Genomic DNA, 21,567 nt, shown 5'->3' on the forward strand with positions numbered 1-21,567 from the left:
GAAAAAAATTACGGCAGGGCGCAAAAAATCCGCCATGTGCATGGCGGATTCATCGATGAGAGGCCCGGTCTTTCCCCTATCTGTTCCAGTCAAAATCCAGGGCATTGAGAAACGCCCGCGCAATGATCATATGGCCTGCCTGATCAGGATGGACTCTGTCCCATGCCAGGGACGCAGGATACACATGCTCCCACTGCCTGTCGAACGCTTTTTGCGTATCTACGGTGATAGCATCGAACTCATTTGCAATTTCCATCACAGCCGCGCCATAGACGTCCATCGTCGCCCGCATCGGATCTTCAAGATTGGGCTCCAGATAATAAGGCGTCATTAGTATAAGCCCTTTAACCATTGGACGTACCTCTGCAAGCAGTTCCCGCAGCGTGCGCTTGTACTCATCAAGGTATACATGAATCTCCGGACGGCTGAAGGCGTCAAATTGTCTCCAAACGTCGTTAATGCCGATTTTCACCGAAAGCCAATCCGGTTCCTGGGCGATAACGTCGCAGCTCCAGCGTTCCTTTAGATCACGTACAGTATTGCCGCTGATGCCCATGTTGACGACCCGAATGCCGAGCTCAGGATAAACAGCCCGCAGCAGCGCATCCACCTGAGCCACATAACCTGTTCCCAACGCGCCGCTGGAGCCTTCACCGACAGGACGCTGCCGCCCGCAATCTGTAATCGAGTCACCGATAAAAACCAGTTTTTCATTGTTTCCCAGCTTCATGATTCTGGTCCCTCCCCGAAATATTCCATTGTATATCATTTAATTACAAATCAATCCAAATAACATATAAGCACAGCTGCGGCAGATGTTCAAGCGGTTTTCTTCATATTTTGTGTAGACAAAACAAAGGTTCAATACAGCGTTCTGAACTGCTGCGGCGTGAGCCCCTCCACTTTGCGGAAGGTGGCGACGAAATGGCTCGCATCGCGGAAGCCGACCTGCCGTGCCGTCTCCTTGACGGGCAGGACGGTATCGCTGGTCATCAGTTCCTTGGCCTTGCGCAGACGAAGCGCAATCAGATAAGCGTAGGCTGTAACCCCAAGCGACTGCTTGAAAAGGGTATTCAAATGCCGCACGCTTATATTGAGAACGGCCGCCATATCCTCCAGTCCGACCTCGGGCCGGCTGTAATTCTTTTGCATAAAATCAAGCACCGGCGAAATCCGCTCCACGTGCTCGGACAAGGAGGGAAGAGAGCCGGTCCGTCCGTGTTTTTTGAGCAGGATCAAAAATTTGTAGAGGTCTGCGGAAGCATCAAGTCCTGACAAATCACGGTCCGGAGCAGCTGTATTCACAATGTCCATGCCGAAGCTTTCCAGTCCGCTCCCTGCATCCCAATGGTACCAGGAAGCGTGGTTCAGGCCGAGGGACGACATCACAGCAGCAGCCGCAGGACCGCCAAAAGTAATATAAAGAGTTTGCCAATGCGGCGTTGTGCTGAGATAGGCATGCGGTTCGCCGGGGGGAAGCAGCACTCCGGTATGGGGAACGAGCTGCACCTCCGCTCCTCCGAATCGGAATCGTCCTTCCCCCTTCACCGTCTGCAGCCAATGATACAGCGGATATCCCTCCGGACGGTCAACCTCCTCCTGCCCCCCGTTCCAGCCGATGCTTTCCATATATAAAGGAAGGGGCTGCTCCCTGTGGGCCAGAAAATATCTTTTATGCACAGGCTCCATGAAAGTTCTCCTTGATAAGTTCCGTATTTTTATACTAGTCATTACTTTTATTATATTTAAAAAGATAATGAAATGATATACCATGGAATTATTCTTATATGACGAGGTGAAGATTGTGATCAGCAGCAAGCTGCCAAAAATGTTTTACGGAGGCGACTATAATCCCGAGCAATGGGATCAGGCGACACATCAAGAGGATCTGCGGATGTTCAAGCTCGCCGGAATTGATATGGCAACGATCAACGTATTTTCCTGGGCTAAAAATCAGCCGGACGAAAATACATATCACTTCGAATGGCTGGATGAGTTAATCGACAGTCTTTATGAAAACGGTGTCTTTGTCTGCCTGGCTACAAGCACCGCCGCCCATCCCGCATGGATGGCGACAAGATACCCGGATGTTCTGCGCGTCGATGCCGACGGGCGCAAGCGCAAATTCGGCGGCCGCCATAACTCCTGCCCGAATAGCCCGACTTACCGCAAATATTCAGAACGGATTGCCGATCAATTGGCTGAGCGCTACCACAATCATCCTGCCGTGCTGGTATGGCATGTCTCCAACGAATACGGGGGCGATTGTTACTGCGACAATTGTGAGAAGGCCTTCAGAGTCTGGCTGCAAAATAAATATGGCTCCATTGAGGAGGTCAACCGGGCCTGGAACACTGCCTTTTGGGGGCATACCTTCTATGACTGGAACGAAATTGTACTTCCCAGCAATCTCAGCGAGCATTGGGGAGACAACAAGTCCTCCTTCCAAGGCATCTCGCTCGACTATTCGCGCTTCAATTCAGACAGCATGCTGGAATGCTACCTGCTGGAGCATGACGTGATCAAGAAGCATATTCCGGACGCTGTCGTGACCACCAACCTGATGGGCTTTTTCAAGCAGCTCGATTACTTCAAATGGGCCCGCCATATGGACATCGTCTCCTGGGACAGCTATCCTGGACTTAACACGCCTTACAGCTACACAGCCATGGCCCATGACCTGATGCGCGGGCTGAAGGACGGGCATCCGTTCATGCTGATGGAGCAGACGCCAAGCCAGCAGAACTGGCAGCCTTACAATTCACTGAAGCGGCCGGGGGTTATGCGCCTCTGGAGCTATCAATCCGTTGCCCGCGGAGCGGACACGATCATGTTTTTCCAACTGCGGCGATCGGTGGGAGCCTGCGAGAAATTCCATGGCGCGGTCATTGAGCATGCCGGACATGAGCACACAAGAGTATTCAGGGAAGTTGCACAGCTCGGCAAAGAGCTGCAGCAGTTGGGGGATAAGACACTGGACACGCTTGTGGAAGCCAAAGTGGCCATTCTCTTTGACTGGGATAACTGGTGGGCGGTCGAAAAATCCAGCGGACCAACCGTCGCGCTGAAATATGTCGATCAGGTTCACAAGTACTACGCTGCTCTCTTCAATCGTAATATACAAGTAGATATGATCGGTACCGATAGTGACTTTGAGAAATATGACCTGGTCATAGCTCCTGTCATGTACATGGTGAAGCCCGGGGTTGCGGAAAGGCTGGAACGTTTTGTACAGAGAGGCGGCACCTTCCTGACGACCTTCTTCAGCGGTATCGTGAATGAAAACGATCTCGTTACACTCGGAGGATATCCGGGAGAGCTGCGGAAGCTGCTGGGAATATGGGTGGAAGAAATCGACGCCCTTCTGCCTGAACAGAAAAACCGTATTGTCGTGACCAAGGAATACGGTTTGCTCACAGGTGAATACGAATGCGGCATGCTGTGCGACCTGCTGCATAGTGAGGGGGCCGAAGTTCTGGCGGAATATGGCGAAGATTTCTATCAAGGCATGCCGGCACTGACACGCAACCGGTTTGGCCAAGGCAGCGCATGGTACGTGGCCACCGATCCCGACAAGGAGTTCCTTGACAGGCTGCTGAGTGAAATCTGTGAGGAAAAAGGCATTCATCCGCTGCTTGAAGCTCCGGCAGGCGTCGAAGCAAGCATGCGGACCAGGAACGGCAAGCAGTATTTGTTCGTCATGAACCATAACGCTGAAGCGCAAACCTATGATTTTGGAGACAGAAGCGCCCGTGATTTGCTTAGCGGAACGGAAATAACCGGTTCAGTTACGATCAACGGAAGAGATGTGCAAATACTGGAGCTTGCGTAACAAGCACTGAATACAGCTGTGAACGGTGCTGATTTATGTATCCCGTGCCAAGCATTGCCGTGGCGCGGGATATTATCATTAAAGGAGCTGAACTTCTTTGAAACGATTATTATGGATCGGCGGGTTTTCCTACCTGCTGATCGGTCTTGCCCATGTGATTATCGGCTCTCTGCTGCCTGTGCTGCTCACACATTACGGCAGAGATTATACGGATGGGGGAACCCTTATATTTGCCCAATTCGCCGGCTTTCTGATCGGCGTGCTCATTTCCCCCGCCCTGGCGGCCAGATACGGGAAGCGTCCCACTCTCGTGCTGGCTCTGTTTTTGCTCTGCGCCGCACAGCTGCTGTACGCCCTGCTTCCGCCATGGGGCTGGATGTACCTGATAGGCGCGGTGTCAGGGTTCGGCTTCGGCATGGTCGAAGCCGTCATCGGCACCATTGTCATCGGCGGTGTCAAGGAAAGCACCGGCTCGGTGATGAGCCGTCTTGAAGTGTTTTTCGGCCTGGGAGCTTTGGCCATGCCTGCGCTTGCTGGCTGGCTGATCGCGCTTGGCATGTGGAGATTCTCCTTCCCGATCATCGCCCTGATGGCGGCGGTCATGGCCGTATTCTGGTTGACGGCATCCTTCGGAAAGCTTGATCCTGTGCTCAATGAACGGCAGGCTTCTATAGCTACTGCCTCTGGGCGCAAAGTCATATATAAATCACGAATGCTGCCGCTGCTGGCGCTGTTCATCCTGTTTTTCTTTCTGTATGTCGGTACGGAAATGAGTCTGGCCAACTTCTTGCCGTCCATGCTGCTTGAAAGACTACAGCTTGGTGAAGCCCAGGCTGCTCTGAGCGTGACCTGCTTTTGGCTTGCCATGTCAGTGGGACGCGTATTCTCGGGGAAAATTGCGGATGCCTACGGATACGGGCGTTACGTGGTCATCAGTTCGGCTGCCGCAGCGCTGCTGTTTCTGCTGTTTCCGCTTGCGAACGGGACAGCAGGCACCTTTGCCCTCATCATTTTGCTTGGACTTGCGATGTCCGGCATTTTCTCCATTGCCCTCGTGTTTGCCAGCAGAATGCTGCCGGGAACCGAGGACATGACGACAAGTTTGCTGATTGCGGCAGGCGGTGTTGGAGGGGCGCTGCTTCCGCTCTGGACGGGCAGAAGCATGGATGTTGGCGGAGCTGTCTCATCAGCCTGGCTCCTGGCCGTATTCGGCGGCGCGCTGTGCCTGCTGGGCATCGTGCTGTTTGCCATCCATCGGCGGAACAGCAGCGCGAACAGACAAACATTGCTCAATAAAAGCAGCTAGTCCATCTAGAGGTAGTTCAAAAAGTCATCTTTTGATCACGAAGGAAATCAGGAAGCGGACTCGACATCGAATCTTGAATTCAGCCGGGCCTTCCGGGGCTCACGTACCCCAAGTACGCTCCGCTCCTCAGTCCCTAGCTTCATCCAACCTTCTCGGTGCTGAAAACCTGACTTTTTGAACACGAACTTCTATCCAGTCCGTTCTTTCAGTCCGGCCAGTTGCTAGAATCTTGTGCTATAATATGGAAGCCAATGATTTGGTATTATTGACCCGGTCTGAGGAGCTGAAACAAGAAAAATGAGTAAATTTATTCTGTTTTCCCTGCTGTTATGGTTTGTGGGCAATCCCTTTCTGGCGCTGCTGATTTTAGTCGTGGTCATTTATGCGCTGGACCGGAGATTTGTCGGGATATTCCCAAGCCTGACCCGGCCCTGGAAACGGAGACGCAATGAGAGCAAGCTGCGCCAGCAGATCACCTTGAACGCAAATGATGTATCGGCCCGTTTTGATCTCGCCCGCAGCCTGCTTGAGAGGAAGAAGCACGGCGAAGCGCTCAGGCTGCTGCATGACATTCGTTCAAGCTACGAACAGTCTGCAGATTACTGGTGCGCTGTAGGGTCTGCCGAGCTGATGGACGACGACAAGGAGCAGGGTGAAGCCCATCTGCTGCAAGCTCTCGAAATTAATCCGCGTGTACAATATGGCGAGCCTTACCTGCGCCTGGCAGCCGCATTCAGGGACACAGACCATAACAAGGCTCTCGCTTACCTGGAGCAGTTCCAAAGCATACAGAGCTCCTCAAGCGAAGGCTACTATCTGTCCGGCATGCTGTACCGCTCCCTCGGCTTGAAACCCGAAGCGGCCGAGGCGTTTGCGCAATCATTGGCCGTCTATCGCTCCCTGCCCAAATACCGGCGGCGCAGCGAACGCAAATGGGCGCTGCGCAGCTGGTACCGCAAGCTGACAGGCTGACCTGTGCGTAACACTAAAAAAAGGAAGTTCTCGCCAATGTGCAAGAACTTCCTTTTTTCCGTGCTCCACTTTTTTTCCGTCAAAACAGCGGCGCAAAACCGATCCTATCAAGCCGGGCAGCAATCACGCGGTAGCCGCGCCCATTTGGATGGACTCTGTCAACCGAAAGCAACTGCCGCTCCCTGCCCTCAAACTCGTGATAAATATGGGCCACACGGCAGTATGGGCCGCTCATCGAGCTTAGAGACGCATTAAAGCTGCGAATTCCCCAGACGGCTTCAGGCAGCTCCGGGAAGGGATTGTACAGTCCCACGAATCGAATCAGAAACGGCGAACGGCTGCCTGATTTTATGCTGTATAACACGGCAAGAGTCTGACGCAAGCACCCATGCAGCCGAGCCAATTCGGAGCGGATATTTTTGCCCCCGGAGGATCTGGCCAGACGGATCAGGTCATTTCCCCCAATGGAGACGGTTATAATATCAGCCTGCGCCAGAGCGGTTCTGTAGACAGGGGAACTTGTCACATTCCGCAGCAGCTCAGGACAGGTCATTCCATTGACTCCCAAATTTTGATAGAGGACCCGGCTGCCCGAATATCTCTCAATGGACCTCCAATATAACGGGGCAAAACCGTTTCCCGGCAGCGCCCCTGTCCCGGCTGTAAGTGAATCGCCAATGGCCGTATAGCGGTACACCAACTCTCTCACCTCCTGGCCGGCGGATCATCAGATTTTTACTCCCGATATCCTAGCTTATGAGATGAAAGACGGCTGCGGCACGGTATATGCTTATTCTTCGTCCACCATGTCATAGACACAATGGAAAGATTCCAGTCCTGTCAGCGGATCCTCTGATCCGTATACAGTAAAGCTGAGATTCCGGAAAAATTGCGCACCTTCTTCGTCAGTATCCGCAGTGATTTGCTCAGGATCAAGATCCTTGATCAGCTGAAGCAGCATTCCCCGCCCGTAGCCCTTAAGCCGGTTCTCCGGCAGCACCGCGATATGATGCAGATGAATAATACCCTTATCCTTACGCTCGAACCCCAGCAATCCTACGATCAGCCCGTCATCCTCATAACCGTACAGATGCAGACGGTCATCCGTTTTGTAATGGTTAATGATCTCTTTTTCTTCTTCCCTGCCCGCAACGTTGGCATAACCGAGCAGCTCGCGCACTTCGGGCCGGTCCGTTTCGGACTTGATATTTTTAAGCATTCATCTTTAACCCCTTTCATGATTCTCCATCATTACTTCATCCCTACTGATCCATAATCAGCAGCGGCCAGGTGTCAAGCCATTCCTTTTGAAACACACGTATCCTGAAAGCGGTCGTATTTCGAAAACACGGGCTTTTTCTGACTCTCATCTCAAACAGATCGTCAAGGCCAAATGGCGCAACAGTGTGCATAACATCCTGAACGTCCATGTATATGCCTACAGCAGTCGCCGTCTCGGGCCAATACCGCATGGCATCCTCTGCGGAAGCATAAGGAGGATCACCGTTGCGCTCATGCATGCGGGCCTGGTTTTTAACGGACCAGTGGCGGTTGATTTGCCCCCGGTTCAGCAGCTGCTGCAAATGATGATCCCTCTCCTCCAGCGTATTGCCGGGGTCATAATAAATGACATCAATATCATTCAAGGGTGTCAGAGCTACATAACCATGCAGCTTATCCCAGACCCGATTCCTTACATAACCGGCGGCGATGCAGCCCTGCGGAAGGCCAAGCTCCCTGACCCGCTTCAAATCCTCAATCACCAGCGGATCATCCATATAAGAATACAGAAGCTCCTCATGTTTCATGATCATCCCCCTCAAAACACGGCATACAAATCCGTTTGGCAAAAAAAGTACCGGTCAGGCAAACCGGTACGGTAGAAAAGTGTTATATGACAGATACCCCTATAGTGCGTGTTCAAAAAGTCAGGTTTTCAGCACCGAGAAGGTTGGATGAAGCTAGGGACTGAGGAACGGAGCGTACTTTGGGGTACGTGAGCACCTGAAATGTTTCCGCAGGAAACATGCTTCGGAAGCATCCGCTTAGTCCCGGCTGAATTCAAGATTCGATGTCGAGTCCGCTTCCTGACTTCCTTCGTGATCAAAAGATGACTTTTTGAACTACCCTAAAGAGAGCCTTCAGCCGAAAGTCCCAGTTTTTTTAGCAAAACCACAGCCTGCTCCTTCTCCTCTGCCGAAAGCCCGCTGACCGTGTCAAAAATAACCTGCTTGTGCTGCGGAAAAATTTGCTCAAAAAAGTGTCTGCCTTCTTCCGTCAGTTCTGCAAAAATAACCCGGCGGTCGTCCTGAGAGGCGCGCCGTCTAAGCAGGTTCTTCTTCTGCAGCTTATCCACAACATACGTTATATTCCCGCTGGAAATAAGGACTTTCTCCCCGATCTTCTGCAGAGGCTGCGGCCCCCGGTGATAGAGCAGATCCAGTACGCCAAATTCGGTCGTGTTCAAACCATGGCTTTGAATATCACGGTTCGTGCGTGAGGTGACCGAGTTATAGGCACGGGCGAGCACTACAAATAAATTGAGAGCCAATTCATGTTCATCAAGAGTTTTGGACATATTAGAAATCCTCCATACAATTATCTTCATTCGAAGATATCCCAATTGCATGTAGTTGTCAAGTTTGCCGCTGTCTCTTCCCGAAAAAAGCTCTTGCTACGAGAACCCAGCCCAAGCATGCTCCTGCCGTGTTAAGCAGCACATCATCTACATCAAAACTGCCTGCCCTGAGCACCATTTGCAGCAGCTCAAGCAAAAGCAGGGCCGGAAGAAAGCCGGCCAGCATATGCAGCAGGCGCGGGCGACGTTGCATCATGACAGCAAGCAGCGCTCCAACCGGAATGAATACGGCAACATTGCCCAGCAAATTTACTCCCCAAACACTGAACGGGAGAATATCAGCCGACCTTATGTAGCTGGTAATCGTTCGCAAAGGATGTAAATTGTATCTATAAGGGGCTGCAAAGTCCCATGTCCTTCCAAATCCTAAAAACATCCAGTAAATCAGCAGAATCGCATAGATGAGCAGGAGCACCGCCGCTATTTTAGAGCTGCCTGCTTTCATTTCACCCGGATATCCAGCTCTCCGTCGGACTTGGCGATAATGACTTTATCGGCCATCCCGACGAACAATCCGTTGTCCACCACGCCCGGAATGCTGTTCAGCATGGCTTCCAGCTCTGCCGGATCATGGATCTCTCCATACCTGCAGTCGGCGATGTAGTTACCGTTATCGGTAATATATTTCACACCGTCCTTAAGCCGCCACTGCACATCCGGGCAGGAAGCCTCAAGTCTTCTCTTGGTCCATTCGCTGGCAAAAGGCACAACCTCAACCGGGAGCGCAAAGCTGCCCAGGGTATCTACGGCCTTGCTTTCATCAGCGACTACGATAAAATAATCCGTATTGGCCGCAACAATCTTCTCCCGCAGCAGCGCTCCGCCGCCGCCTTTGATCAAATGCAGCTGCGGACTTACCTCATCGGCTCCATCAATCGTAATGTCCAGTCTCGTAATATTTTCAAAGGGAACAATGGGAACGCCCAGCTGAACCGCCAGCTCTTCCGAAGCTACAGACGTCGCAACAGCTTCAATTTTCAGGCCCTCCCTGACCCGTTCCCCGATTTTCTGTATCGCCCAGTATGCCGTTGAGCCTGTTCCAAGCCCAATGCACATGCCGTCTTTGATCGCTTCCACCGCTTTTTCCGCGGCTGTTTTTTTCAAATTCATCTTATCAACTCCCGAGCTTATTGAGTACAATCATTACACAGCTTAGTTTATTGCCGTTCCATCATCAAGCAACCTGCTACATATTATTGGTCTTCTTTTAGATTCAGGCTAATTATAGCGTGTTTCATAGAATTATCCACCACTTATTGATGTTTTTTTGGCCAAAATCGATTATGATAAATTTGTCGGCCATTGTCGATTCATCGCAATTTTGGGAGTGAATTTCGTGTTTAATTGGCGTACGCTTTCTTTTTTTCATAAAAATCTATTGCTGTCGTTCATGAATATCATTCTGATCGGTACGGCACTCATATGCTCAAGCTATTTTAACCAGCGGAACATCCTCACGGATCAGCTGCGCAATCAAATTGAAAAAACCACGGCAGAATGGTTTTCCGGATTGGATGCCGGTCTTGTCCGCAAAGCCGTGAAGGAACAAAGCTATGACGGTCCTGCTCAGACAAAACTGCGGGCCTTTCTGGATGCAGTGTCCGAGCACAATCCCAATATCGAGCATGCTTATATTTTCGGGACAGAGCTTGGCGGGAAAAATCGTCTTGGTACGTCCATTGTTGCCATGCCAACCCCATTGAGACAGGATATGGAGCGGGAATGGAAGCTGGGTGTCGGTGATATGTACCAACAGCCGGCTGAAGTAGCACAGGCCTTGGGCAAAATGCTCGATACGAGCCAGCCTGTGTTTACCGACATTTATCAGGACAGCTTCGGCGAATTCACCACCATCATCTATCCGATCATGGACGAAACGAACAAAAAATTCGCCTATTTTGCCGTAGACGCCGATGCCAGCGCCATTCGCGACGGCCTGCAAAGGCTGCTTGTCCATAATATCCTTATTCTTGCCGGCTTCCTCGTCATTTGTCTGCTTCTGCAGTATCTTGTCGTCAAAGGAACGCTCGCTCCCGTTAAGGCCCTGATCTCAGGCATTGAGGAAGTCAGCCGCGGCAGACTGGACATCCGCATCCAGACCGGAAGGGATGACCTTGGCCGGGTAAATGAAAGATTTAACCATATGATCTGCAGAATGAACGAAATTATGGCAAAGGTACAACAAACCACAGATGAAGTAAGCGAATCGGCCAAGGAGCTGTCGGTGATCTGTGAGCAAAACGACAGCAATGCCAATATCATCAACCGGAACATTAATGAAATTTCCGATAATTTACGAGTACAGGCCAAAGCTACTGCCGACAGTGCGCTCGCGATGTCCGATATGGCCGCCGTGATTCAGTCCGTAACTGAAAATTCCACCAATCTGGCAAGAGAAGCGGAACTGCTGCGGCAGCGGTCTGAGGTAGGCATGGAAATCGTTCATCGCTTGACAGAGAGTGTCCGAACGGCGGATGATGCGCCGGAAATGGTAAAAAAGGCCACCGACGTTTTTATGAACATGCAGCAAGCCATCGCCCAGGTGGCAGAGCAGGTGCAGCATACATGGGCGGCAACGGCCGAAATTTCGGCCGGCATACAGGAAATGAAGGCTTCCTCCGATCACCTGTCTGCCATGATCACCAGTACGGCAGCCAGCAGCGGCCAAATTTCCCGATCCGTGGAGGAGCAATGGGCATCGATCGCCGCCATCACCACTTCGTCCAATAAACTGAGCATGATGGCTGAAGAACTGCAGGAGCTTACCTCTTATTTCATGGTTGCCGAGGAACAGCCGCCAAAAACATAGAGCGTTTGCAGATAATGAGAGTGTCTTAGAAGGGCTGTTGACCTGAGGCATTCTTTTTATTTGTTATGAAACACTCGGCGCTATCTGTACTCGGTATAGAAATCGTCGACAATGTTCTGCAGCACCGAATCAATACCAGACTGGTTAATAACAATGAGCGCAATGACCGCTAAATGAACCGGGTAGAAGCTGATCCACAGCCAGCGTGGAACCGTTCTGCGGAACACCCCCGGGCTCGGCTGAAACAGACTGATGACAATCGTTGAAATAATGCTGAAATGCTGAATCATCGCAAATGGCTGATAGTACGTGTAGCCGATATAACGGAAGTTCCACAGCTCATACAGAAGATTAAGCACAAAATGGGCAATCACCATCCACACTCCCCGCGTATAACGGAAGACCAGTACAAGCCCAAGGCCATATGCGCCATAATCCATATTGGACCATTCCATAAATGCCCCGACAATCATATAAAAGGGAATCATCAGTCCCGGCCTCTTTAGCCTGTCTGCACCCGCCAGCGCCAGCAGAGACACGAGCAGGGTGAAAATAACGTTCAACCCGGCTGTACCAAGCGCAAACATAAAGGGCAACTGTGACAGCAAAGCGAGCACCAATAAACGAAGCATGTAGCGTTTCATATTCCTTGTGTGCACATATCCCAGATACAGGGCAAAGGTGTAAATCGGAAAGGCAATCCTTCCTATAATCCGCCATGGAGCGAGTTCACTCGGGTAAAACGCCGCTCCAATGTGGTCAATCAGCATCGTGATCATCGCAATCCAGTGCAATAGCCTTGCCCCCCCGTCTTCTTATTCGACCGTATTCTGCTGATACCCTCCACCACTCAGCCGGAGCAGCGCGCTGATGAAATTCCTCTTAGTCACCCTGCAAATAGTGATTACCTTCTTGTCCAAATGGGTAATATAACGTTACCAAGGGTTTCTGGAAAGGTATGTAATTGGTACATACTAATTTTACTTTTTAAGCTTGCATGATGCTACCACTAATAAATTTTTGCAGAACGAAGGTTGTTTTCCGAGCATTTTGCAAAATCTAAACTGAGCACAAACACTGAGGAGGAGTTCTTTTCATGAAGTTTTTCTTGGATACCGGTAATGTCGAGGAAATCAAACGTATTGAGCGTCTTGGCCTTGTTGACGGCGTGACTACCAACCCTTCACTGATTGCAAAGGAAGGAAAAGTATTCAAGGAAGTCATTCAGGAAATCTGCGGCATCGTCAAAGGACCGGTAAGCGCTGAGGTTATCGGCCTTAAGGCGGAACAAATGCTGGAGGAAGCTTACGAAATTGCAAAATGGGCCTCCAACGTAGTGATCAAGCTGCCAATGACCGAGGACGGTCTGTATGCCTGCAATGAGCTGACCAAAAACGGAATTAAGACCAATGTCACACTTATCTTTTCCGCCGCCCAAGGCCTGATGGCTGCCAAAGCTGGCGCTACCTTTATCAGCCCGTTTGTCGGACGTTTGGATGATATTGCTGTAGATGGCATGCAGCTGATCCGTGATCTGAGACAAATTCTCGATTTCCATGATCTCAAGTCGGAAATCATTGCCGCCTCCATTCGCAATATCAAGCATGTGGAGGACGCTGCCCTGGCTGGGTCGCATATCGCAACGATCCCTGGCTCCCTCCTTCCTTCCCTCTGGAAGCATCCGCTTACGGACATCGGTATTGAACGCTTCCTGAAGGACTGGGAAAAAGTCCCTCAATCGAAGTAACCTATAATCAGCAAGGCTGCATTCCAATGCGGCCTTTTTTTCTTTGTAAATCTTCCCTCCTATCTGTAACACTATGAAAATTTTCGCAATCTTCCTCCCTATTTTCTTTTTTCTTTGACAAAAGAATAAACTCCCATATATACTTGTTGAGACAAGTATTTTTTTGTACAGAAAGGAGCAGCTATGTATATCACTCCTCATGAACGTTCGATTGGCGCCATTCTTGGCATAACCTACCGCCGCATGAGCCAGCTTTTAATGAACAGATTGAAAGATTATGATATTACACCTGAACAATGGTCCGTTCTGCATCAGATTTACAGGGAAGAAGGCCTGAATCAGAAGGAGATCTCCCTCCGTTCCGCGAAGGACCAGCCGACGACCGCACGGTTAATGGATGTTCTAGACCGCAAGGGCTGGGCGCGCCGTGCCCCATCCGCACAGGACCGCCGGGCTTATCTGCTGTACCTGACCGACGCCGGCCGCAAGTTGATGGAAGAGACTTTGCCCATTGAAAAGCAGATCAGCAGCGAGTTTCTGAAAGGTATTGACGAACGTGATTTTGAGCACTTTATGACCACCCTTCGGCAGATTCAAGCCAACATCACCGAGTTAGAACAGCAAGGAGAGACACAATAATATGCAGCAAGTGAAAGAACCGTTGTGGACAAAGGGTTTTATTGTTCTGACGGTATCGAATCTTTTTTTATTTTTGGAATTACAAATGATCGTATCCTCTATTCCGTCTTATGTAAAAACCGCCTTTAACGCCAACTCCGTTCAGGTCAGCCTAGTCACCACACTGTTTGCCCTGAGCGCCATAGTCGCAAGACTTTTCTCCGCACGGCTCCTTGAGAAAGGACACCGCAGCCAGCTTATATTCATAGGCCTGCTGCTTTCCTTGATCGGAACTCTCGGGTACAGTGTGGCACCAACCATCGCCTTGTTGCTGATCATGCGCATGCTGTTCGGTATCGGCTTTGGCATGAGCAGCACTGCTTTTCCGACGATGGCTTCCGATATTATTCCTGTAAAGCGCCTGGGAGAAGGGATGGGATACTTCGGCCTTTCCACAAGCCTTGCGATGTCCATCGGCCCAACCATCGGGATTTCATTGCTTCAATACAGCGGATTCAACACGCTTGTATTTTCGACCGCATTTGTCATTGTCGTGATCTTTCCACTCGCGTTGTGGCTGGTGAGAAAGCTTCCAAAAGGGCATATTGAGCCGCCGATGGTGCCGCTTGAAGACGGGAAAAAGCCGGGCTTTAACCGCCGCCTGCTCATCCCCGGCGCCCTCAATTTTTTGATGTCCATCACCTACGGCGGCCTGATAGGTTTCATGGCCTTGTACGGCGAAGAGGCTCATTTGGCGCATCCGGCCTTTTTCTTTTTGTTTAATGCGCTGGCGGTGCTGCTTGTCAGACCATTTTCCGGACGGATCTATGATCGCTACGGTCATAAAGCACTGCTGCTGCCTGGCTCCCTGTTCCTGATCGGTGGCCTGGTGCTGCTCTCCTTTGCCCATACGGATGCCTGGATGTATATGTCCGCCCTCTGTTACGGCATTGGCTTCGGAGCAATGCAGCCTGCCTTGCAGACATGGATGATCCAGGTCGTGTCCCCCAAACAGCGGGGCATGGCTAACGGCATGTTTCTTAACTCGCTTGATCTGGGTGTGGCCATAGGCGCGCTCATCCTGGGGGTCATTGCCAAAGCATCCGATTACGCGGCCATGTACCGCTTTTCGGCGATTGCCATTGTAATCATGATCGTTATTTACGTTTTGGGAGCATTTAAGCAGACAGCCCCGCAAAAAAGCACCATATAAGAAACACGCCTATCGAGGAACATTCACTGAAGACAGACCGTACTTAGTGATTTTTATTGTTGCGATTAAAGCCCAGGTTTCCGGCAAATGGAGACCTGGGCTTTCGTTATTTTGCCGGCGTTTTGCGCCGTATTCCCGGGACAGCGTTGACAGATCCATGCGGGAAACGGCTTCTCCTTTTCCCGCTGTCTCCGCTCTCCGGATCACCTTGCTTTGGCTTGACAGACATCAACATCAGCAGCGCAGCAATGCCTCCCATCCCGGCCAGCACCCCGAAGAGAAGACTGTGCCCCCCTGCAAGCAGCAGCGATACAGCCGGAGGACCCAAGGAGACACCCAGAAACCGCATGCTGCTGTAAATGGATGTGATGGTTCCCCTCTCCTTCTTGCCGATTCCTTTCGTAATCAGCGCATCCAGACAGGGAAGCGCAAGACCAATGCCGGCCCCTCCCAGAGCAAAGAGACCTGTAACCCCATAAATATTACGGAACAAGCCGATAACGGCAAGGCTTCCGGCCATGAGCGCAAGCCCTGCGAAGCTGAGCCATTTCATCCGTTTCTTATTTTTCCCCGCCGCTTTCCCTCCAAGATAAGAGAACAGGCAAAGGGCCGCCAGCGGAATGGCGAGCACAAGCCCCTTCAGAATACCATGAAGCCCGTAATCCGACTCCAGTGTCTCCGACAGGTAAAAAAGCGTACCAAAAATAATAAGCATGCATATGCAGCCAACGGCAAAAATGGCATAAAGCCATCTTCCCTTTTCAGCCAGGATGTTTTTTATCCCTACTGCAAATTCCTTGATAGTCGTCGAATCCTTCTTGCGCTTTGGAGCCCGGACAATGAACAGCACGAGCAGCATGGAAATGAGAAAAAATCCAGGGATCACCAGCAGCGGAAGATACCAGAGCAGAACCCCCAAAGCAGCCCCCAGAATGGGGCTTAACACTTTCCCAAAAGTGTTGTAGGTTTCAATAACTCCAAGACTGCGGCTGGCCGCTTCCTCATCCTCATACAGATCACCGACCAAAGGAATGACAATCGGAAAAGCTCCTGCCGCACCAATCCCCTGTAATAACCGCCCCCCGATAATGGTCCAATACGCTGCGCCGTCCTTCATCAGCCAGGCACCTGCGGCGGAAACCCCCGCACCTGCAATAGCAATAATTAAGCTCGGAACAATCACAGCTTTCCGACCAAATTTATCGGATAAATAACCTGCAAAAGGAATGAGCACAATCGCCGCAACCGCATACACAGTAATCAGCATACTTACCCGCAAGGAGCCGACGTGCAATTCCCTGCCGATTTCGGGCAAAACGGGAATAAGCATGGAATTTCCGAGTGTTGCCATGAGCGGGATGGAGCCAAGGGCAATCAAATTCAGTTGGTTATGACGCATCCCCAAACCACCTTTGCACAGAATAAAGTTATTGTGGTTGGGCGGCGCCTTTATTATACAAGGCAGTCACCCACCTGCATTTGTGAACAATGACTGTTTGCATTTGGATTTGAACTCATGTATATTGTAGTTAGTGATTGATTAATTACTATATTCAATGGATAAGGATGATTCAGCCTATGGCCAAAAATTCAGCAGTTTCCGTCAGCCGCCAGAACGAAATCATTTCTGCCGCCATCGAAGTTTTTGCGGAAATGGGGTTTTACAGGGCTACCACAGCCAAAGTAGCGGAACGGACAAATATATCACAACCGTACATCTTTAAGTTTTTTTCTACCAAGGAGGAGCTGCTGCGTGTGGCACTGAAGACATCCTGGACTCGGATCTCAGATTCCTTCAACCAGGTCGTGAGCACTGTTCCGTCTGAACTCCTGGAGAAAGAACTCATAACCGCCTATCAGAAGATCATGTATGAACACCGCAATGAAGTGCTGCTGCAAATGCAGGCCCAGACGATTATGGATGCACCGATCGTCGAGGTGATGCGGGAAGGCTTCGACAGCATCAGACAGATCGTGCTTAATGCTTTTGTGGAAGCAGGCATTTCCGAGCCTGCCGAAAGAACGATGCTTTTTCTGGCAAGAGGTATGCTGTGCAACATTTCCATGGCATTGGATATGCCGGAATTAATGAAGACAGATGATTGAGGAAACATACGATAATGAAAAAAATGGGGCTGTCCCATAAGTACTTCCTTGCGCTTCATAAGACAGTTCACTTTATGAAAAAAACAGTAAAATTAAAGAAAAGGCGGTGCCAGGGAGTTCATCCCTGTACCGCCTTTTCTGGCTTTTGGTCCATTACCGCCTTCTTGAGCAGATTGTGGGCGAGCGAAAGCCACCCGACCTCAAGGCTCACTTTTCGCAGGCCTCGAAGCAGAAAACGTCTGAATCCCCGATTGTTTTTGATTTGTCCAAACACACTTTCCGGTTCAATCATTCTCCGTACCGACAGCGCGTACCCTTCCTCGCTTCGGAGTTTCTCGCGGGCTTGCTGCTTGTAATTCAGATACTTCATGCTTACGCTGATTTGGCGATCCCCTTTGGCTTTGGTGCAAGCTTCTTTGAGCGGACAACCTTCACAGCCTTCACTTCGGTAATGTCTTTTGTACACCTCATATCCACTCTCCGTCGTTTCCTTGCTTTCATAACGAAACTGCAGTTTGCGTCCAGCCGCACATGTCCAGATATCTTCTGCCTCGTCGTACTGCCAGTTGTCCAGCTTGCTAATATCTTGCTTCCACTTTTTTGACTTTTCCTTGTGGTATGTGCTGTATTTCACCAAGGCTTCCAGTTGTTCATTTTCCAGGTAGGCGTAGTTTTCTTCTCCACCGTATCCTGCATCTGCGATGATGGTTTTCGGCAACTTGCCAAGCGCCGCTTTGACTTTCTCCAAATGTGGCTTCAGGCAGCGGGTGTCGGTGGGACGCTGATGCAAGCTGTAGCCGATAATGAATTGGTTTTCTGTTCCGATCTGTATGTTGTAGCCCGGCTTGAGCTGGCCATTACGCATATGATCTTCTTTCATCCGCATGAAGGTGGCGTCTGGATCGGTTTTGCTGTAGCTGTTTCGGCTGCCGAGAATCTGTTGCTGAGTTTCGTATTTTTGCATACGGGGAAGCAGGTTCTTACGCAGCACGCGGACCGCTTTCTTTAAAGGCTTGTCTTTCGGCTTCTCTTGCAACCTGGCTTCCAATTGCTGCACGGCGCTCTCTAATTTTTCGCTCGTGAGAGAAGAGGCTTCACCAAGTTCAGGAAGATCCTGCCCTGTATGTTCTTGTTCTTCTTGCTTCTCATGTTCCTCAATGGTGGCAAATAAGGTGTGAACTTTTTCTTGCAGCTTTGCTTTATATTTCACAACCGCTTTGCCCCATACAAACGTAGTGCCATCTACAAAGTAATGGTCGAGCTGGACATATTTTTCTGCAACAAGAAGCTCAAGAACAGCGGTGAAGACCATTTCCAAAACGTCTTTCATCCGCTCGGAACGAAAGCGATTGATGGTACGGAAATCCGGGCGTTGTCTGCCTGCAATCCACATGAACATGACGTTCTCCCGGACCGCTTTGGCGATTTGGCGAGAGGAGTAAATCCGCTGCGTGTAGGCGTAAATGATGATTTTAGTGAGCATTTTGGGATGGTAGCTGTTGCGCCCTCCTCCTGGGTAAGCAGCAGCAAAAATCTGGTCATCAATCCGGTTTACGGCTGCGTTAACGACTCGAACGAGGTGATTTTCTGGAATATCTTGTTCTAAGTCCATTGGCAGATAGAGTTGGTCCATGGTATATTGAATGTACAAAAGAAGCCCTCCTTTGAATGGTTGCTCGACACTTCCATTTTACTAAGGAAAGGCTTCTTTTTCTGTGACAAAATTGAAAAAGGGGCGTCCCTCAGTCATCTACGATGACTTTTGGGACAGCCCCATTTCCATACATCCGGTATTAAAGAGTTACAGTTACAGATCCATTCAGGCCGGCCGGTGTAATGACAACCCCTTGGCTTCCCTGCTCGCTGCTTCCTCCGTCAATACCTGACAGCTCGCTGATCCCGCGCAGCACGACGCTCCAAGGCTTGCCGGCTCCTTCGGACACGATGGACAGTTTTCCGCCTTCACGCTTGACGGACACAGTCAGCTCCACTTCTCCGGCTGTGCTGCTCACAACGCTCTTGGCAGAAGCGCCATCTTCCAGCTCGAACAGATGAAGCTGAACGCCATCGGCATAATCATAATCCGGGCGGCTGTCTTCACGCCCGATTGCGATCAGGCTGTTCGGCTTCACCAGCAGCGGCAGTGTCATGAAGCTGTGGTTTTCCTTGCGCCAGCGCCCGCCTTCCACGACTTCCCCTGTAAGCAGGTTCGTCCAGCGGCCTTCCGGCAGGTAATACTGCACGCTGCCTTCCGCGTTGAAGATCGGCGCGACCAGCAGCGAGTCGCCGAACATGTACTGGCGGTCAAGCGCATGTGTCGTTGGATCGTCAGGGAACTCCAGCAGCATCGCCCGCATCATAGGCAGCCCGCGTACGGAGGATTCCACGGCCGAGCTGTACAGATACGGCATCAGGGAGCATTTCAGCTTCGTAAAGACGCGCACCACGTCCACCGCTTCCTCGTCAAACAGCCATGGCACACGATAGGATGAACTGCCGTGCAGCCTGCTGTGGGAGGACAGCAAGCCAAATTGCACCCACCGCTTGTAGACATCAGGTGTTGCCGTATTTTCAAAACCGCTGATATCGTGGCTCCAGAAGCCAAATCCGCTCAGTCCAAGCGACAATCCTCCCCGCAGGGATTCAGCCATGGATTCATAAGTGGAAGAGCAATCGCCACCCCAGTGAATGGGGAACTGCTGGCCTCCGGCGGTTGCGGAGCGCGCAAACAGGGCTGCTTCATTTTTGCCCAGCTTCTGCTCCAACAGTTCGAAAACAGCTTTATTGTATAAATGAGTATAATAATTGTGCATTTTATAAGGATCGGAACCGTCATAATAGACAACATCGGTCGGGATTCGCTCGCCGAAATCGGTTTTGAAGCAGTCGACGCCCTGGTCAATCAGCGCTGCCAGCTTGCCTTGGTACCACGCCACCGCATCCGGATTGGTGAAGTCGACCAGTCCCATGCCCGCCTGCCACATATCCCACTGCCATACACTACCGTCGGCTCTTTTTACCAGATATCCGTTCTCCACGCCTTCATCGAACAGAATCGATTTTTCCGCAATGTACGGATTAATCCAGGCACAGATTTTAAGGCCTTTCTCTTTCAGTCTGCGCAGCATACCTTCCGGATCGGGGAACATATCCTTATCCCACTGAAAATCGCACCATTGGTACTCCTTCATCCAGAAGCAGTCGAAGTGAAAGACGGACAGCGGAAGATCGCGCTCAGCCATGCCGTCCACGAAGTGGTTGACCGTCGCTTCATCGTAATCGGTCGTAAAGGAGGTTGTCAGCCACAGGCCGAACGTCCACGCAGGCGGAAGCGCAGGCTTGCCGGTCAGCTTCGTATAGTTGTCCAGCACCTCTTTCGGATCTTGTCCGCCGATAATGAAATATTCCAGCGTTTCGCCTTCCACACTGAACTGTACCTTGGATACGTTCTCGGATGCGATCTCGTAGGAGACGCGCTCCGGGTGATTGACGAACACGCCATATCCTTTGCTCGACAGGTAGAAAGGAACATTTTTATACGCCTGCTCACTGCTTGTTCCCCCGTCTTCATTCCATATATCCACGATCTGTCCGTTTTTCACAAATGGTGTAAAGCGTTCGCCCAGACCATAGACATATTCGCCGACCCCGAGCTCAAGCTGCTCCCTGAAGTACGCTTTTTCGGCTGGATCCTTGATATAACCCGGCCCGCGGTAGCCGCTGCCGGTCATCCGCTTACCGTCATAATAAAAGCCGACATTCCAACCCTTGCCCCGTCCGACATGGACACTGAGCTTGCCGCTTTGCAAAACAACCTCTTCCTCCTGCTCGGAAATTTGCACTTCCGTAGGCAGCGTTCGGATGTCGAACTCCGGTCCTTTGTTCACAAGTCCTTTATGGTGATTCAATGTTACCCGGATGACATCGGGCATCGGAGAGCTGTAGGTTGCCTTCAGGAGAGTTCCGTTCAAGGTATCTCCTTTACGCTCAATACGTCTGGTGGCGGCATACGCCGTAATGGAAGCGCCGTTCGTGACAATATCGCGCACATCCGCCGGGTTTTGAATTTCATAGCCTTTACGGATCATCCAGTAGCCGTCTGTAAATTTCATTGCTTGCTTCCTCCTTGTATCATCTGCATCGGTATAAACTACTATAGTATTTGGAATTTGCTGAATTCTTAATTATAATAATATTGATTCAAGAAAGGGTTTTCTTTTGATATTTTGATGAATTGTAACAGAATATTGATATATTTAATACGTTTGGCTCCTGGAGAAAAAGAAAAAGGCCGGATCTGCCAGACCCGGCTTGCAATGCGCGTAT

General features: G+C 50.7%; 20 protein-coding genes. 8 read left to right on the forward strand and 12 right to left on the reverse strand.

The window, feature by feature from the left end; translation table 11 throughout:
* Positions 1–76 precede the first annotated feature (76 nt).
* Entirely contained in the window at positions 77–730 is a 654-nt protein-coding gene (locus ACI1P2_RS04990; protein ID WP_355317409.1) for an SGNH/GDSL hydrolase family protein, read from the reverse strand.
* Positions 731–861: 131 nt separating this feature from the next.
* Complete coding sequence (locus tag ACI1P2_RS04995) at positions 862–1,689, reverse strand: AraC family transcriptional regulator (RefSeq protein ID WP_355317411.1); 828 nt, start codon at positions 1,687–1,689, stop codon at positions 862–864.
* A gap of 115 nt (positions 1,690–1,804) precedes the next feature.
* Between ACI1P2_RS04995 and ACI1P2_RS05000 the strand changes: the two genes are divergently transcribed.
* From ACI1P2_RS05000 to ACI1P2_RS05010, 3 genes are all read left to right on the forward strand, one after another.
* Positions 1,805–3,832, forward strand: a complete 2,028-nt coding sequence (locus ACI1P2_RS05000; protein ID WP_355317475.1) for a beta-galactosidase — start codon at positions 1,805–1,807, stop codon at positions 3,830–3,832.
* A gap of 97 nt (positions 3,833–3,929) precedes the next feature.
* Positions 3,930–5,138 carry an MFS transporter gene (locus tag ACI1P2_RS05005; RefSeq protein ID WP_355317413.1) on the forward strand — a complete coding sequence of 403 codons (1,209 nt, stop codon included), beginning with the start codon at positions 3,930–3,932 and terminating at the stop codon, positions 5,136–5,138.
* A 297-nt stretch (positions 5,139–5,435) separates the two neighbouring features.
* Positions 5,436–6,110 carry a tetratricopeptide repeat protein gene (locus ACI1P2_RS05010; RefSeq protein WP_355317415.1) on the forward strand — a complete coding sequence of 225 codons (675 nt, stop codon included), beginning with the start codon at positions 5,436–5,438 and terminating at the stop codon, positions 6,108–6,110.
* A gap of 79 nt (positions 6,111–6,189) precedes the next feature.
* On the opposite strand, the gene ACI1P2_RS05015 is transcribed toward ACI1P2_RS05010, so the two are convergent.
* The 6 genes from ACI1P2_RS05015 to rpiA all read right to left on the reverse strand — a co-directional run bounded on the left by ACI1P2_RS05015 (position 6,190) and on the right by rpiA (position 9,858).
* The gene (locus ACI1P2_RS05015; RefSeq protein WP_408976134.1) at positions 6,190–6,807 is read right to left on the reverse strand and encodes a GDSL-type esterase/lipase family protein; all 618 of its coding nucleotides are present in this window, start codon (positions 6,805–6,807) and stop codon (positions 6,190–6,192) included.
* Positions 6,808–6,900: 93 nt separating this feature from the next.
* Positions 6,901–7,329, reverse strand: a complete 429-nt coding sequence (locus tag ACI1P2_RS05020) for a GNAT family N-acetyltransferase (protein ID WP_355317419.1) — start codon at positions 7,327–7,329, stop codon at positions 6,901–6,903.
* A 43-nt stretch (positions 7,330–7,372) separates the two neighbouring features.
* On the reverse strand, positions 7,373–7,918 hold the full coding sequence (locus ACI1P2_RS05025; RefSeq protein WP_355317421.1) for a nucleotidyltransferase family protein: 546 nt from the start codon (positions 7,916–7,918) through the stop codon (positions 7,373–7,375).
* Positions 7,919–8,238: 320 nt separating this feature from the next.
* Positions 8,239–8,688, reverse strand: a complete 450-nt coding sequence (locus ACI1P2_RS05030) for a MarR family winged helix-turn-helix transcriptional regulator (protein WP_355317423.1) — start codon at positions 8,686–8,688, stop codon at positions 8,239–8,241.
* Between the two features lie 58 nt (positions 8,689–8,746).
* Complete coding sequence (locus ACI1P2_RS05035; protein WP_355317425.1) at positions 8,747–9,193, reverse strand: VanZ family protein; 447 nt, start codon at positions 9,191–9,193, stop codon at positions 8,747–8,749.
* The gene (gene rpiA / locus ACI1P2_RS05040) at positions 9,190–9,858 is read right to left on the reverse strand and encodes a ribose-5-phosphate isomerase RpiA (protein ID WP_355317427.1); all 669 of its coding nucleotides are present in this window, start codon (positions 9,856–9,858) and stop codon (positions 9,190–9,192) included. The genes ACI1P2_RS05035 and rpiA overlap by 4 nt, the downstream gene beginning before the upstream one ends.
* 226 nt (positions 9,859–10,084) lie before the next feature.
* Between rpiA and ACI1P2_RS05045 the strand changes: the two genes are divergently transcribed.
* Positions 10,085–11,557: a methyl-accepting chemotaxis protein gene (locus tag ACI1P2_RS05045; protein WP_355317429.1), complete on the forward strand. Its 1,473-nt coding sequence runs from the start codon at positions 10,085–10,087 to the stop codon at positions 11,555–11,557.
* Between the two features lie 80 nt (positions 11,558–11,637).
* Here ACI1P2_RS05045 and ACI1P2_RS05050 read toward each other — a convergent pair whose 3' ends face one another.
* The gene (locus ACI1P2_RS05050; protein WP_355317431.1) at positions 11,638–12,351 is read right to left on the reverse strand and encodes a TraX family protein; all 714 of its coding nucleotides are present in this window, start codon (positions 12,349–12,351) and stop codon (positions 11,638–11,640) included.
* 302 nt (positions 12,352–12,653) lie between these two features.
* Here ACI1P2_RS05050 and fsa point away from each other — a divergent pair, with 302 nt between their 5' ends.
* From fsa to ACI1P2_RS05065, 3 genes are all read left to right on the forward strand, one after another.
* The gene (fsa, locus tag ACI1P2_RS05055; protein ID WP_355317433.1) at positions 12,654–13,304 is read left to right on the forward strand and encodes a fructose-6-phosphate aldolase; all 651 of its coding nucleotides are present in this window, start codon (positions 12,654–12,656) and stop codon (positions 13,302–13,304) included.
* 183 nt (positions 13,305–13,487) lie between these two features.
* Positions 13,488–13,943: a MarR family winged helix-turn-helix transcriptional regulator gene (locus tag ACI1P2_RS05060; protein WP_355317435.1), complete on the forward strand. Its 456-nt coding sequence runs from the start codon at positions 13,488–13,490 to the stop codon at positions 13,941–13,943.
* Position 13,944: 1 nt separating this feature from the next.
* Positions 13,945–15,135, forward strand: a complete 1,191-nt coding sequence (locus ACI1P2_RS05065; RefSeq protein ID WP_355317437.1) for an MFS transporter — start codon at positions 13,945–13,947, stop codon at positions 15,133–15,135.
* A 106-nt stretch (positions 15,136–15,241) separates the two neighbouring features.
* Here the strand turns inward: ACI1P2_RS05065 and ACI1P2_RS05070 are convergent, their stop codons facing one another.
* Complete coding sequence (locus ACI1P2_RS05070; RefSeq protein ID WP_355317439.1) at positions 15,242–16,534, reverse strand: MFS transporter; 1,293 nt, start codon at positions 16,532–16,534, stop codon at positions 15,242–15,244.
* 179 nt (positions 16,535–16,713) lie between these two features.
* Between ACI1P2_RS05070 and ACI1P2_RS05075 the strand changes: the two genes are divergently transcribed.
* The gene (locus ACI1P2_RS05075) at positions 16,714–17,241 is read left to right on the forward strand and encodes a TetR/AcrR family transcriptional regulator (protein WP_355317441.1); all 528 of its coding nucleotides are present in this window, start codon (positions 16,714–16,716) and stop codon (positions 17,239–17,241) included.
* Between the two features lie 118 nt (positions 17,242–17,359).
* Here the strand turns inward: ACI1P2_RS05075 and ACI1P2_RS05080 are convergent, their stop codons facing one another.
* Both ACI1P2_RS05080 and yicI read right to left on the reverse strand, forming a co-directional pair.
* On the reverse strand, positions 17,360–18,892 hold the full coding sequence (locus ACI1P2_RS05080; RefSeq protein WP_355317443.1) for an IS1182 family transposase: 1,533 nt from the start codon (positions 18,890–18,892) through the stop codon (positions 17,360–17,362).
* A 142-nt stretch (positions 18,893–19,034) separates the two neighbouring features.
* Positions 19,035–21,353: an alpha-xylosidase gene (yicI, locus tag ACI1P2_RS05085; RefSeq protein WP_355317445.1), complete on the reverse strand. Its 2,319-nt coding sequence runs from the start codon at positions 21,351–21,353 to the stop codon at positions 19,035–19,037.
* Positions 21,354–21,567 lie beyond the last annotated feature (214 nt).

It is taken from the genome of Paenibacillus jiangxiensis, assembly GCF_046098255.1.
Lineage (GTDB): Bacteria > Bacillota > Bacilli > Paenibacillales > Paenibacillaceae > Paenibacillus > Paenibacillus jiagnxiensis.